The organism is Pseudenemella bisphenolivorans (genome assembly GCF_051133435.1).
In the GTDB taxonomy this organism is placed as follows: Bacteria; Actinomycetota; Actinomycetes; order Propionibacteriales; family Propionibacteriaceae; genus JAAYAO01.
In genome coordinates, this window is the sequence record NZ_JBPGNY010000004.1 from 171,034 (window position 1) to 185,151 (window position 14,118).

Consider the following 14,118-nt stretch of genomic DNA (forward strand, 5'->3'; position numbering starts at 1 on the left):
GCTCACTGCGAAGTGTGCGTTTCAGTGGCGTCGGCATCGGTCACCCAGGAAACCAGTTCGTCCCGGCTGGGCAGGTCGTCCTCATGCAGCTTCAGCGTGTTACTCCGTACGTAGAAGAAACCGGCGTGCACCCGGTCGACATCCACACCCTGCACCTGGGCCCAGGCCAGCCGGTACAGCGCGAGCTGGTGCGGGTCGGCGTTCTCGCGATGGTGCGTCTTCCAATCCACCACCAGCCAGCTGCCGTCCGGCTCGCGGTACACCGCATCGATCCGGGAGCGCACCACTTGGGTGCCGATGGTGAAGGTGACCGCCTGCTCGATCGCATAGGGCTGCCGGTCGGCGAAGGGGCTCTGCCGGAAGGCCCGGCACAGTTCGGCGAACTCGTCGGGCTCACCTGCCGAGCCGGTGGATGCCGGTTCCATCAGGTCGTCCTCGTCGGCGAAGAGGTCTTCGGTATCGACCAGGGCCGGCATCTCCAGGTGACGTTGTACCCAACCGTGGAAACGGGTGCCGAGGTCGGCCGCCGGGGACGGGGCGGTGGGCATCGGACGCACCAGTTGTCGGGCCATCCGCTCGGGGTCGCGCTGGGCGGCGATCAACCGCGATGCCGAGACCGCCGCCGGCATCGGCACCACCCGAGGTTCGTGTTGGTCCGAAGCCTCCCGCAGCAACAACTCGATGTCGCTGTCCCAGGCCGCGACGATTTCCTCCTCATCCAGCTTGAGCGGGTCGGCATCCGGGTCGTCGACCGGGCCGCCGCCCGCCAGGCGGTCATGGGCAGCACGGACCAGTTCGGCCGCCGCGGCGCGCCGAGCACCCCATTCCGGGTCGACCGGCACCGGCCAGGGGTGCGGACGCAGGTCGGCATCCATCGGGTTCGGGCTGTTGGGCTCGGGAGCTTCGGCCACCGGGTACAGGTGTCCCTGCTCCCGGGCGGCATCCATCAACGGCTCCAGGTATCGCGAGAGTTCGCACACCTTGTCGCGAACGTCACGCCAGTAGTGTCCGGTGGCCACCACGCGCTGTCGGGCTCGGGTGACCGCCACATAGGCCAGCCGATGTTCGGCTCGCAGCGCCTGGTCCTTCAGATCCTCGTGATAGGCATCGAGATCCTTCTTGTCGGCATCGATCACCTGTGGAATCGAGTCGGCGTCACCGCGCAGTGTGGGCGGGAGGACCGCGGACGACCGGGCGAAATCGTTGGTGACCCGGGTGGACGGAAAGGTGCCGTCGACCAGCGAGGGCAGGAAGACCAGTTCCCATTCCAGGCCTTTGGCCTTGTGGATGGTGAGCAGTTTCACCGAGTCCCGGTTGCTGGGGACGGCCTGGTCCAAGCCGGTGCCGTGTTCGAGTTCGGCATCCAACCAGGCAAGGAAACCGGTCAACGAACCGTCGCGTTCCAATGACAGGTAGGTACCGGCCGCGTCGGCGAAGGCCGCGAGGTGATCGGCCCGGTTCGGCTCGGACAGGTTTGCCACGGCCAGCTCGATGCCCAATCCCAGGGCGTCGACCACCCGACGCAGCAGGTCGGGCAAGGGTTCATCGCAGTGCGAACGCAACTCGGTCAGTTCGTCGTGGAATTGCTTGAATCGGTCCCTGGCCTGCGGGCTGTACGGCAGCGGGCCGGGGTCGCCCACGGCATCGAGCAGGGCCACCAGATCGGTCGGGTCAACCTCGGCGACGGTCTCGTCCAGCCGGTCGTCGATGCTGTCGCGTTCCACCTCGCTGCGCCGCGCCATCGCCAAGTCCTGGGCTCGTTTACCGAGCAACGCCAGATCCCGCGCCCCGATCGCCCACCGTGGTCCGCTGAGCAACCGGGTCACCGCCGGGTTGGCGGTGACATCGTCCAACAGCCGCAGAGTGCCCACCACATCGGCGATCTCGGGCAGTTTCAGCAAGCCACCGAGACCCACGATCTCGACCGGCACATCACGATCGGACAACTCCGAGTACACCGGACCGATGTCATCGTTCCGCCGGCACAGCACCGCGATGTCGGACCAACAGGTGACCAGATCACCGCCATTGGACGGATGAGCGGCAACAACCTGTTCCGCGATCCAGGCATTCTCCTCCGGCTGGGTCTGGAAGGTTGCGGCGTGCACCTCACCGGGCGGGGTGCCCTCGGGGGCAACGAGGTCGGTGATCTTCTGGATGATGTACGGGTCTTCGTGCAGCGGCTTGGCCAGTTCGTTGGCCACATCGAGGATGCGTTGCCCGCTGCGTCGGTTGACGCTCAACTCGTAGCCGCGAGCCCCGGAGCCGTCTGCGCGGGGAAAGTCGCGGGCGAAACGGCTGATATTGCTGGCAGCCGCCCCACGCCACCCGTAGATCGCCTGGCAGGGGTCACCCACTGCGGTCACCGCATGGCCGCGACCCTCCTCGATCGTCTCGCCCGAGAACAGAGCCTGCAGCAGCGCGGCCTGGGCCGAGGAAGTATCTTGGTATTCGTCGAGCAGCACCACCGGCCATTGCTCCCGTACCGCTGCGGACACCGCCGGAACTTCCTCTGCAAGCCGAGCGGCAATCACCAGTTGATCGCTGAACTCCACAAATCCCAGTCGCTGTTTGAGCTCCTGGTATTGATCGACCAGGCCGGCCAGTTCCAGCCGTTCCATCGCTCGTGCCCGCGCTTCGGCCACGGCGTTCTTGACCTTGCCCTGGCGCAGCGGCACCGCATCCAACTCCCGGATCCATGCGATGGAGTCCTCGCGCAGTTGCTCGGTGGTGACCAGGTGCGAGGTCAACGCCCCGTCGAGGCTCAACACACGCTCGACCACCGTGCCGGGGGTCAGCCGGGACAACTGTTCGAAGGGGCCCGCCGCCTTGGAGACCACCTGTTCGGCCAGCCGGTACCGGGTGGCCCCGGTCACGATCACCGGGTCGGAATCCACCCCGAGTCGCACCCCGTGTTCGGCCACCAACCGCCCGGCGAAGGCGTCATAGGTCATCACCACCTGTTCGCCGGCATCGTCGATGCCGTCCGGGTCGATCACCCCGGCCTTGAGCAGCGCGGTGCGCACCCGGTGCGCCAGTTCCGCGGCGGCCTTGCGGGTGAAGGTCAGACCGAGCACATCTTCGGGCCGGACTTGGCCGGTACCGACCAACCACACCACCCGGGCGGCCATCACCGTGGTCTTGCCCGAACCGGCCCCGGCGATGATCACCCCCGGTTCGATGGGTGCGGTGATCGCTTCCAATTGCTGGTCGGAGAACGGGATCTCCAGGGCCCGGCACAACTGTTCCGGGTCGGTGAGCAACTGTCGGGTCGTCATTTCACCACCGCCGTCCGGGTGCTCTGTGCCGGGCAATCGGCGAGGAAGGCGCAGATTCGGCAGGCACCGTTGCGAATCGCCGGAAACTCCTCCGACCTCAGCCGGCGGGCGGCCTCGGTGAGTTGCTGGTGGATCCAGGTCTGTTCGGTGGCTGTCTCAGCGCTGTGCTCATTGGGCCAGGGCACCTCGGTGATCGAGGCCTGCCACATCACCTTCGGGCTCAGCGGATCTCTCCTACCCTTCGCATCACGCAGATAGACCAGTTCGGCCCCCGCCAGCACCGGATCGGGTCCGACCAGGTCGGCAGCGGCACCCGACAGCAGGGCGAGCTGATACACCCCCAGTTGGCTGTGTTCGAGCATCGCTTCCTTTTTGGGCGCCTTCTTGCCGGTCTTGAAGTCGATCACGTACAGGTTTCCGTCACCATCGCGTTCGATCCGGTCGATCGATCCGGTGAGCCTGACCCGGTCATCACTCACCGGCACCACGACGTCGAAGGCCACCTCGGTGCCGACGACCTCGCGACCACGGGACGGATGCCAGTTGACATAGCGCTCGAGAGCCTCGTGAATCCGTTCCAGTTCGGCCCGACCGAACCAGATCGCCTGCATCGGAATCTGTTGCCAGACCCGTTCGATCAAACCGGCCAGGTCGTCGAGAGCAAGATCGCTGTGCGCGGCTTCGTCCAGCACCGCGTGCACCACCGACCCGATCGTGGCCGCCGACCCCACCGGCTTGTCGCCACGGGCCTTGCGTGCCAGGAACCATCGCCGGGGACAACTGAGCAGCATTTCCAGGGCGCTGCCCGACAGCCGCACCTCGGCGTCGGGGGCGGTGATCGGATCGTCGGCTTCGGTACGCGGGGCCATGCCCCACCAGCGGCTCGGGTCGGCGGCAGGAACGTGATCGGTCAGGGTGGCAAGTCGGGCCGCGGCGGCACTGCGCAGCCCCGGCGAGAGGCCGGGGTCGAGCACCGCCCGGCGCAACTCGCCGACCATCCCGGTGAGGTTCAGCGGACGGCGGGGCCGACCGCCGCGGTGTTCCGGACCGGTTCGCAGATCGGTCAGGAACCGGGAGGGCTGATCACCTTCCCCCTCGGTGCCGGTGACCGCGGTGACAACCAACCGGTCTTCGGCCCGTGAGCAAGCGAGGTGGAAGAGCCTTCGTTCCTCCGACAGCAGGGAAACCGGATCGGTGCCCGGGCCGAGCCCTTCGGGACTCAGCCGGTCGGCTTCCAGCAGCGTTCCGCGCCGACGCAGGTTGGGCCACACCCCTTCCTGCACCCCGGCCACCACCACCAGTGGCCATTGCCAGCCCTTGGCCCGGTGGGCGGTCAACAGCCGCACTGCCCCGCCGCGCAGGTCACCCTCGCGTTGTGTGTCGGCCGGAATCTGTTGCCCGGCGACCTCCTCCTCGAAGTTCGCCACCCCCCGGTCACCGGATCGTTCCTGGGACCGTCGGGCCAGGTCGAACAGCGCCACCACCGCATCCAGATCCCTGTCGGCGGCGCGGGCGGGGTCGTCCCGGCGCAGCGCTGCCTCGGCCAGTCGTTTGGGCCACGCGGTGCCGTTCCACAGCAACCACAGCACTTCCTCGGCCCCGGCTCCGGCCGCGATCCGCTCCCGAGCCTTGCCCAGCAACGCCGCCAGGGCCAGTGCTCGGCGACGATCCTGGCCATCCGGGCAGGACTGCAACAAGGTCGTGTCGACCAGACACTCGGCCAGCAGCTCGTCCGACGGCCGGGGCAAGCGCGCACCGGCGAGCTCGATCCGTTCGGCCTCGCGCAACATCCGGCCCAGCCGGCGCACACCCATGGCGTCCAACCCACCCAGGGGGGAGGTGAGCAGTCGCCGCGCCTGATCCGGGTCGGGCCCACCTTGTCCGGCGGCCACCGTCAACCCCAACAGCAGCGGTTGGACGGCCGGTTCCTGGGCCAGGGGGATCTCGTCCCCGGCGATCTCCACCGGCACCCCGGCCGCGACCAGGGCACGTGCCAAGCCGGGCAGGGCGGCCCGTCCGTTGCGCACCAGTACCGCCATCTGCGACCAACCCAGCCCCTCCTGCAGGTGAGCGTGCCGCAGCAGGTCGGCGATGTGATCGGCCTCGGCACCGGGTGAGTCGAAGGTGAGTACTTCGACCTTGCCGTTCACCCCGCTGCGACCGATGGCGGGGTTTCGCCAGCCGGCCACGATCTCCTGGGGCAGTGGCCGCGGCAGCGGAATCCGGCTGCCGGTGAGCCGCTGAACACTCACCAAGCGTTCGGCCTGACGGTGGTTCGTGCCGAGCACCACCACCGGAGCGGGTTGTCCGTGCACGTCGGTGAAGGTGTCGGGAAAGTCGAGCGCCGCACGGGCATTCGCCCCCCGGAAGGCGTAGACGGATTGGTCGGGGTCGGCGAAGGCGATGACCTCGGCCCCGGCGAGCCGACTGGCACCGGGTTTGGACAGCGACCGCAACAGCGCGATCTGGGCCGGGTCGAGGTCGTGCAGGTCGTCGATCAGGACACAGCCGATCTCTGCGCGCACCTGCTCCCCGATCACCGGATCGGCCAACAGCAGCCGGGTGCGGTGTACCAGTTCGTCGTAGTCGAGCACTCCCTCGCCGTCGAGCACGTCGAGGTATTCGGCGAAGAACTCGCCGGCGGTCACCCATTCGGGCCGTTCGGCCCGGCGTCCGGCCTCGATCAGATCCTCGGGGTCCATCGCCAACTGCCGGGCCCGGGCGAAGACCGCGCGCAGCTCTGCGGCGAAACCGCGGGTACCCACCGCAGCGGTGAGTTCCTCGGGCCAGCGGGCCACTTCGGGACGCATCCCGGCCAGCACCTCGCGGAGCCGAAACTCCTGTTCCGGGGCGGTCAGCAGGCGCAGTTCGCGCGGATCTTCGGGGTCGGTGAAACGCCGCACCAAGCTGTGACTCAGGCCGTGCACCGTCATCACCGGCGGAGGCACCGCGACCTCCCCCAGGCGGGTGGCGATGCGATTGCGCACCTCGTTGGCCGATCGACGCGAGAACGTCAACACCAAGACCGAATCGGCCGGCGCTCCGGCCCGGATCCGGGCCACCGCGGTTTCGATCATGGTGGTGGTGCGGCCGCTGCCGGCGGCCCCGAGCACCAGTAACGGCCCCCCGGGGTGCGCCAGCACGCGCTGCTGGTCGGCGTCGAGTTCCACCGGCGCCGGGGGTGCCGGTGGGGGGCCGAGAGTCAACGTTGGAAGTGCCACACGTCCATGCAAGCAGACGCCTCCGACAAAACTTGCCAGGCCTATACCCCTGGGGGTATATTTCCGTTATCCCCTACGAAAGGAACCCCCATGTGCCGAGCTGTTTCCTGCAAGAAGTGCGGTAAGACCACCTGGGCCGGTTGCGGCCAGCATGTCGATCAGGTGATGCGCGGCGTGCCTGCGTCCAACCGCTGCACCTGCGATCGCAATGCGGGCAGCGAGGGAGGCTTCTTCGCCAGACTGATGGGCCGCTGACCGCCCGCCGGATCCACCTGAGATTCTGGGGCACATGAAGAACTATGTGATCGTCGGCGGGGTGGCCGGTGGCATGTCCGCCGCCACCCGGCTGCGCCGGCTGGACGAGCAGGCCAACATCATCGTTTTCGAGCGCACCGACTACGTCTCGTTCGCCAACTGCGGGTTGCCTTATTACGTCGGCGGCGTGATCACCGAACGGGACGCCCTGCTGCTGCAGACTCCCGAGAGCCTGAATCGCCGGTTCGGACTCGATGTGCGGGTGGGCCACGAGGTGGTTGCCATCGACCGGGCCGCCCAATCGGTGCGGGTGCGCGAGTTGGCCACCGGCGAGGAGTTCGACGAGTCCTACGACGCTCTGGTGCTGTCCACCGGAGCGGCCCCGGTGACACCGCCGATTCCGGGCATCGAACGTGCCCTTCGACTTCGCGACATCGCCGATGTCGACAAGATGGCCGCTGCCGCGAATGCCGTGCCGTCCTCGGCGGTGGTGATCGGGGCCGGCTTCATCGGCCTGGAGGTCGCCGAGAACCTGTCCTTCCGCGACATCCCGACCACGGTGGTCGAGATGGCCGACCAAGTGCTCACCCCACTCGACCCCGAGATGGCCGCCCCGGTGGCCGATGAACTGCGCCGCCACGGCATCGAGGTTCTCACCGGTGCCGGCGTGAGTGAGATCACCGACACCGAAGTGGTCCTGGACGATGGCCGGCGCCTGCCGGCCGAACTGGTCGTCGCATCGATCGGGGTGCGCCCGGACAGCCACCTGGCCGCCGAGGCCGGCCTCGAACTCAATGATCGCGGCGGCATCATCGTCGACGAGCAGCAGCGCACCAGCGACCCGCTGATCTTCGCGGTCGGCGATGCCGCGACCAAGCGCGACGCGATCGACGATTCCCAGGTGCTGGTGCCGCTGGCGCAGACGGCGAACCGGCACGGACGGCTCGTTGCCGATGTGCTCACCGGCCGCGACACCGCGAGCATGCCGGTACTGGGTACCGCGATCGTGAAGGTCTTCGACCTGACCGCGGCCAGCACCGGCTGGAACGAGAAACGACTCCGCGAGGCCGGCCGCAACTACCGGGCGATCCACACCCATCCGAGCGATCACGCCGGGTACTACCCCGGCGCCCAACAGATGTCGCTGAAATTGCTGATCGGTGCCGACACCGACCTGATCCTGGGCGCCCAGGGCGTCGGCCCGTCCGGGGTCGACAAGCGCATCGATGTGATCGCCACCGCGATCCGGGGCGGCATCACCGCCTCGGGCTTGGCCGACCTCGAGTTGGCCTATGCCCCACCCTTCGGGTCGGCCAAGGATCCGATCAACATGCTGGGCATGATTGCCGACAACCTTGCTCATGGATATGCCGACTCGATTCAGTGGCACGAGTTGGCCGAGGCCCAGCAGGCCGGCGCAGTCGTGATCGACGTGCGCACTCCCGGCGAGTTCGCCCGGGGCGCGATTCCCGGCGCGATCAACATCGAGGTGGACGCCCTGCGGGAGCGTTTCGACGAGATCCCGTCCGGCGAGCTGATCGTGCACTGCCAGGTGGGCCTGCGCGGGCATACCGCGGCCCGGCTGCTGGAAGGGCTCGGACGCCCCGCACGCAACCTCGACGGCGGCTACAAGACCTGGGCGGCAGGCTGCCGCTGAGCCGGCAACCGTCGAACCCCCGCCCTTGCCCGATGGCAGGTGCGGGGGTTCGTCCGTCCGTCAGGCCATGCTCAAAAAGACCCGTTCCAACTTCTTCGCATCCAGCGAGTCGGTCTCCCCGTCGGATTCGGCCAAGCAGGTGCGCAGCCCCTCGGCGATGATGGAATAGCCGGCCCGGTCCAGGGCCTTGCCCACAGCAGCGAGTTGCGTGACGATATCCTCGCACTCGCGGCCTTCCTCGATCATCGTGATCACTCCGGTGAGCTGACCACGGGCCCGCTTGAGCCGATTGAGCACCGGAATCATCTGCTCGCTCGTCAACTGCATCTCACACCACCCTCATCTAGTCGTACCCCCCAGGGTATTACGCACACCCCAAGGGGTGAAACCTGCCCTAAAGTCGACTCTTTCCGGGATCCGGTGGTGTCTGACCCTTCGGGTGTGCAAAGGTTGAGGCGCTGTCACAGGCGGTCGGCGTGGAAAGGCTGCGTCCGGTCGAAGGTGAGGGTCAAGACCCAACAGCAGGGTTGTCGTGAGTTGCGGCACCCAGCAAAGCTAGGAGAAGTACATGGCGCAGGGAACCGTCAAGTGGTTCAATGCCGAAAAGGGTTACGGGTTCATCGCCGTTGACGGCGGCGGCCCGGATGTTTTCGTTCATTACAGTGCGATCGACTCGTCCGGTTTCCGGACCCTCGAAGAGGGTCAGCGGGTCGAATTCGACACCACCGAAGGACCGAAGGGCCCCCAGGCCGACCAGGTTCGCCCCATCTGAGTTTTCATCACCCCGCCGACCAGGTGCCCACGGCTTTCTGATCGGTGGTTTCACCCCAACGGACGCGGTCCGGGTATTGCACCCACCGCGTCCGTTGGCGTTTCAGGGTTTGTTGGTGCTTCAGGCCCGCAACGTCGGATCGATCTCGACGATCCATGCCCGGATTCCCCCGGCCAGATGGTCGGCCCGGGGGTAACCCTCGGCGCGCAGCTTGGCCAGGCACTCCCCCGACCGGACGCCGCTGCGGCAGTACAGCACCACATCGCGGTCGGTGGGCAACTCCTGCCAGCGGCCGGCCAACAGATCATCCTTCGGCATCCAGATTGAGCCGGCGATCTCACCGACGGCTCGTTCCTCGGCCTCGCGCACATCGACCACCACCACGTCACCACGTTCCAGCCGTTGCCGCAGCGCCGTGGGCGTCCAGCCCTCGGCAGCCGGAACCCGGGACGCGCCCTCGCCGCAGGACACGCAGGTCGGGTCGGGCGCCACCCGAATCTGCGACACGGTGCCGCGCAGCAGATCCAACAACTGGATCCGGCCCACCAGTGGCTCCCCCACCCCGCAGACCAGCTTCACCGCCTCGACCGCCTGGATCGACCCGAGCACGCCGGGTACCGCCCCGAGCACCCCCGCCTCGGCGCAACTGGGCACCGCCCCCGGAGCCGGCGGCTGCGGAAACAGGCATCGATAACACGGGCCCCGTCCGGCCCACAGCACGCTCACCTGGCCCTCGAAACGGTTCACCGACGCCCAGATGTGCGGAATCCCGGCGCGCACCGCCGCGTCGGCGAGGTCGTAGCGAGCGGTGAAGTTGTCCGAACCGTCGATCACCAGATGGTGACCGGCCAGCAGGGAGTCGGCATTGGCCGAACTCAGCGGAACCCGATGGGTGACGATCTGCACTCCCGGGTTCAGCGCGGTGAGGGTTTCGGCCGCGGATTCAACCTTGGGACGGCCCAGGTCGGCACTGCGATGCACCACCTGGCGCTGCAGATTCGATTCACTCACCACGTCGTCGTCGACCACCGCGACACGGCCGACCCCGGCCGCCGCCAGATAGGTCAGCACCGGGCTGCCCAGCCCCCCGGCACCCAGTACCAGTACCGAAGCTCCACGCAACCGACGTTGCCCGTCGCTGCCGACCTCGGGAAGGGTCAAATGACGGGCATAACGGCGCTGTTCCTCCGGTGTCAGGGCGGGACCGAGCGGTACCAGCGGTTGGTGGGCCATGGGCCCGAGTGTAGGACTCACCCCCGGGGTGCCCCAGCACCGAAGGAAGAAATTGTGGCTGGACAGTAGAACTTGTTCTCGATCCTTACCAACCATTCGATAGCCTGAGGCAATGGAAGAACCCGTGGTGCGGTCCCGATTGCCGCGGCGTGAGCGGCGCGCCCAGTTGCTCGAAGCCGCCAGCCAAGTCTTTGCGGCCAAGGGGTACCACGCGGCCTCGATGGACGACATCGCCGAGGCCGGAGGGGTGTCCAAACCCGTGCTGTACCAGCACTTCGATTCCAAACTGGAGTTGTATCTGGGTCTTTTCGATGTGCACTCCGAACGCATCGTCAACGTGATCATGCAGGCCCTGCGCAGCACCACCGAGAACGAGGGCCGGGTACTGGCCACCTTCGAGGCCTTCTACGGGTTCGTCGAGAGCGACGACCCCGGCTTCCGGTTCGTCTTCGAATCCGACCTGATCGGTGACCCGCGGGTGGCCGAGCGTTCGGCCAAGCTGCACACCGAACTGGCCTCCGCGGTGGCCGCCCTGTTCATGGACCAAACCGGGATGTCCCTGCCCGATGCCACCTTGGCCGCGAGCAGTCTGGTCGGCATGGCAGAATCCAGTGCCCGCGCCTGGCGCGCGACCGACCTGGACCGGCAACGGGCCGAACAGGTGATGTCGACCCTGGCCTGGCGTGGCATCAGTGGCTTCCCGGTACAGGAGAACAAGTGAACGATCCGGACGAGCTCGCCGGCGCCGAGCACCTCGAACAGATGCCGGCAAGCTGGGTCGGCGTGGTCTGCGATCGTGGCCAACGACATGCGGGCAACGAGGACGCCTCCGTGGTGGTGGCGACCCCCGAACCCGGGGTGCATGCGGTGCTCGTGGTCTGTGACGGGGTGTCGAGCGCCCCGAACTCGGCCGAGGCCGCCGCCGCGGCCAGCCAGCAGGTGTCCGATGCCTTGACTCTGGCCGAGGACGACCCGGATCCGGCCGTCCGTTCCCGGAAGTACGCCGAGCGGCTGATCGAAGCGATCGCCGACGCCAACCGGACGGTGGTCGATCTGGGTGAGGGCCATGAGCACGCCCCCAGTTGCACGGTGGCCGCAGCGGTCGTGTCAAACCAGGCGATCGTGGCCGGCTGGGCCGGTGACTCACGGGTGTATTGGTTCCCCGACGAGGGCGACGGCGTGCTGCTGACCACCGACGATTCGATGGCCCAGTTGCGGATCGAATGGGGTGTGGAGCGCGAACAGGCCGAACAGGGCCCCGGTGCCCACACGATCACCCGGTGGCTGGGCCGCGATGCCCCCACCGACCCGGCCCACACCGTGGTGCACGAGGTCGACACCCGGGGTTGGGTGGTGGTCTGCTCGGACGGGTTGTGGAATTACGCCTCCGAACCCGAAGCCCTCGGTGAGGTGCTGCGCGGGCTGTTCGTCGATGCCCCCGACATGCGGCTGCCGGTGGACGTGGCCCGAGAACTGGTCGCCTGGGCGAACCGGCAGGGTGGCGAGGACAACATCACCGTGGCGGTGGCCCGGCTCGGTGAACTGATCAACCCCGAATCCGAGCACTCGGCCGCCAGCCCGGCCTGAGTTCCGATCGCGTCCCGTCCACGACCGCGGGTCGGTCTCGGGTGTACCAAAAATCCCCAACTCACTGCCCGCATCGGGACGATTTCGGTGGTTTCGGCTTCCTGAGTTGCCGGTTTTGGTACCCGCACCCTCACCAGCGAGTGCCGATTGGGCCGAAGCTGGCACACTGGTGCCTCCAACAGATTCCAACAACAAGGGAGTTACCCCGGTGGAGATCAAGGTCGGCATTCGTCAGGTCGCTCGTGAGGTCGTTTTGGAGACCGACGAGAGCTCCGAGACCGTTCAGTCCGCCTTCGCCAAGGCGGTCAGCGATTCCGGGGTACTCACCCTCACCGACACTCACGGACGCGTGGTGCTGGTTCCGGCCGAGGCGATCGGCTACCTGGAAATCGGTCAGGAGCACGCCCGCCGGGTCGGCTTCGGCATGGCCTGAGTTCCCCCGGCTCGGGCCGGTGGGCGGGAGAAGTGCGCTCGGTGGGCTAGACTGCTGCGCGTACTGCTGCGCCGTCCCTGGCACCACATCTGTGATGTGCCGGCCGCGCGCGGGAATCCGTGCGGCACACCCCGCCGCCCAGAGTCGAAGGCGAAATCCTGTCCGAACAACACAACACCCAGACCGAAGCCGTCAGCACCTTCACCGATCTGGGGGTCGATCCCCGGATCGTCGAAGCCCTCACCGAGGTCGGCATCGTCAGCCCCTTCCCGATCCAGTCGATGGCGATTCCGATCGCCCTGCGCGGCACCGACATGATCGGTCAGGCGCGCACCGGCACGGGTAAAACCCTCGCGTTCGGGATCCCGATCATCCAGAGTCTGGTCACCCCTCAGGACGAGGAGTTCGCCGATCTCGAACACGCCGGCGCCCCGCAGGCCCTGGTGGTGACCCCCACCCGGGAACTCGCCAGCCAGGTCAGCCGAGATCTGGCGGTGGCCTCGAACAAGCGGGAAGCCCGGCTGATCACCGTCTACGGCGGGGTGGCCTACGAACCCCAACTCGAAGCCCTGGAACGTGGCGTCGAAATCGTCGTCGGCACCCCGGGCCGGCTGCTCGACCTGCTGCAGCGCCGCGCCCTGAACCTCAAGCACTGCCGGGTGGTGGTGCTCGACGAGGCCGACGAGATGCTCGACCTGGGCTTCCTGCCCGATGTCGAACGGCTGCTGGCGGCCACTCCGGCCGGCCGGCAGACCCTGTTGTTCTCGGCCACCATGCCGAGCCAGATCGTCGCGCTGGCCCGGGCGCATCTGACCCAGCCGGTGAACATCCGCGCCGAGTCCCAGGGCGAGCAGACCACCGTCCCGCTGACCACGCAGTTCGTGTACCAGGCCCATGACCTGGACAAGCCCGAGATCGTCGCCCGGGTGCTGCAGGCCGAGGGCCGCGACCGGATGATGATCTTCTGCCGCACCAAGCGGTCGGCCCAACGGCTCGCCGACGACCTGGCCGATCGCGGTTTCGCCGCGGCCGCGATTCACGGCGATCTGAACCAGGCCGCCCGGGAGCGGGCGCTGAAGAAGTTCCGCGAGGGCTCGGTCGACTGTCTGGTCGCCACCGATGTCGCCGCCCGCGGTATCGACGTCGGCGGGGTGACCCACGTGATCAACTACGAATGCCCCGACGACGACAAGACCTACGTACACCGGATCGGCCGTACCGGTCGCGCCGGGAAAACCGGGGTGGCGATCACCTTCGTCGACTGGGCCGACACCACCCGGTGGAAGGTGATCAACAAGACCCTGCATCTGGACTTCGACGAGCCGGTGGAGACCTACTCCACCTCGCCGCACCTGTTCAGCGACCTGAACATTCCCACCGATGCCCGCAGCCGGCTGGTCAGCGCCAAGCAGCCCGCCCGTGAGGAGGGCCGCGAGCGGCCCCGCACCCCGCGTCCGAAGTCGAACCGCTCCCGGCGCCGCACCCGGCACGGCGTGGTCGGCGACGAACCGCGCACTGCGTCGGCCGACAAGGCGGGCGAGAAGGCCGGGGACGAATCCGGCTCCGCGACCCGGGCCGAAGGTGACGCCCCGCGTCGTCGGCGGCGCCGCCGCAGCCGCAGCGGTTCCGGCTCGGACGGCGGCCGGCGCAGCAGCGGCGATACGGACTGATTGCCAGTCCGG

General features: G+C 67.8%; 11 protein-coding genes. 7 read left to right on the forward strand and 4 right to left on the reverse strand.

Going from position 1 to position 14,118, the window contains the following annotated elements; translation table 11 throughout:
• Positions 1-2: 2 nt before the first annotated feature.
• Together ACR4XW_RS10915 and ACR4XW_RS10920 are read right to left on the reverse strand one after the other, a co-directional pair.
• Positions 3-3,278, reverse strand: coding sequence for an ATP-dependent helicase (locus ACR4XW_RS10915; RefSeq protein WP_434760588.1), 3,276 nt, complete (start codon positions 3,276-3,278; stop codon positions 3-5).
• Positions 3,275-6,484, reverse strand: coding sequence for an ATP-dependent helicase (locus ACR4XW_RS10920; protein ID WP_434760589.1), 3,210 nt, complete (start codon positions 6,482-6,484; stop codon positions 3,275-3,277). Before ACR4XW_RS10920 ends, ACR4XW_RS10915 begins: the two co-directional genes overlap by 4 nt.
• A 105-nt stretch (positions 6,485-6,589) precedes the next feature.
• Here ACR4XW_RS10920 and ACR4XW_RS10925 point away from each other — a divergent pair, with 105 nt between their 5' ends.
• Together ACR4XW_RS10925 and ACR4XW_RS10930 are read left to right on the forward strand one after the other, a co-directional pair.
• Entirely contained in the window at positions 6,590-6,754 is a 165-nt protein-coding gene (locus ACR4XW_RS10925) for a DUF8730 family Cys-rich protein (RefSeq protein ID WP_434760590.1), read from the forward strand.
• A gap of 34 nt (positions 6,755-6,788) precedes the next feature.
• Positions 6,789-8,411, forward strand: coding sequence for an FAD-dependent oxidoreductase (locus ACR4XW_RS10930; RefSeq protein WP_434760591.1), 1,623 nt, complete (start codon positions 6,789-6,791; stop codon positions 8,409-8,411).
• Positions 8,412-8,471: 60 nt separating this feature from the next.
• Here ACR4XW_RS10930 and ACR4XW_RS10935 read toward each other — a convergent pair whose 3' ends face one another.
• Positions 8,472-8,738, reverse strand: coding sequence for a metal-sensitive transcriptional regulator (locus tag ACR4XW_RS10935; RefSeq protein WP_434760592.1), 267 nt, complete (start codon positions 8,736-8,738; stop codon positions 8,472-8,474).
• A gap of 241 nt (positions 8,739-8,979) precedes the next feature.
• On the opposite strand from ACR4XW_RS10935, the gene ACR4XW_RS10940 reads away from it, so the two are divergent.
• Entirely contained in the window at positions 8,980-9,183 is a 204-nt protein-coding gene (locus ACR4XW_RS10940; RefSeq protein ID WP_434760593.1) for a cold-shock protein, read from the forward strand.
• A 120-nt stretch (positions 9,184-9,303) separates the two neighbouring features.
• On the opposite strand, the gene moeB is transcribed toward ACR4XW_RS10940, so the two are convergent.
• Positions 9,304-10,416 (reverse strand): molybdopterin-synthase adenylyltransferase MoeB, encoded by a 1,113-nt coding sequence (moeB, locus tag ACR4XW_RS10945; RefSeq protein ID WP_434760594.1) that lies wholly within the window; start codon positions 10,414-10,416, stop codon positions 9,304-9,306.
• A 112-nt stretch (positions 10,417-10,528) separates the two neighbouring features.
• Between moeB and ACR4XW_RS10950 the strand changes: the two genes are divergently transcribed.
• The 4 genes from ACR4XW_RS10950 (at position 10,529) to ACR4XW_RS10965 (ending at position 14,106) form a co-directional block, all read left to right on the forward strand.
• On the forward strand, positions 10,529-11,137 hold the full coding sequence (locus ACR4XW_RS10950) for a TetR/AcrR family transcriptional regulator (RefSeq protein WP_434760595.1): 609 nt from the start codon (positions 10,529-10,531) through the stop codon (positions 11,135-11,137).
• A complete protein-coding gene (locus ACR4XW_RS10955) occupies positions 11,134-12,003 on the forward strand; it encodes a PP2C family protein-serine/threonine phosphatase (protein WP_434760596.1) in 870 nt (289 codons plus the stop codon). Before ACR4XW_RS10950 ends, ACR4XW_RS10955 begins: the two co-directional genes overlap by 4 nt.
• A 169-nt stretch (positions 12,004-12,172) precedes the next feature.
• The gene (locus tag ACR4XW_RS10960) at positions 12,173-12,436 is read left to right on the forward strand and encodes a DUF3107 domain-containing protein (RefSeq protein WP_434760597.1); all 264 of its coding nucleotides are present in this window, start codon (positions 12,173-12,175) and stop codon (positions 12,434-12,436) included.
• A 119-nt stretch (positions 12,437-12,555) separates the two neighbouring features.
• Entirely contained in the window at positions 12,556-14,106 is a 1,551-nt protein-coding gene (locus ACR4XW_RS10965) for a DEAD/DEAH box helicase (protein WP_434760598.1), read from the forward strand.
• The last annotated feature ends 12 nt before the right edge of the window (positions 14,107-14,118 follow it).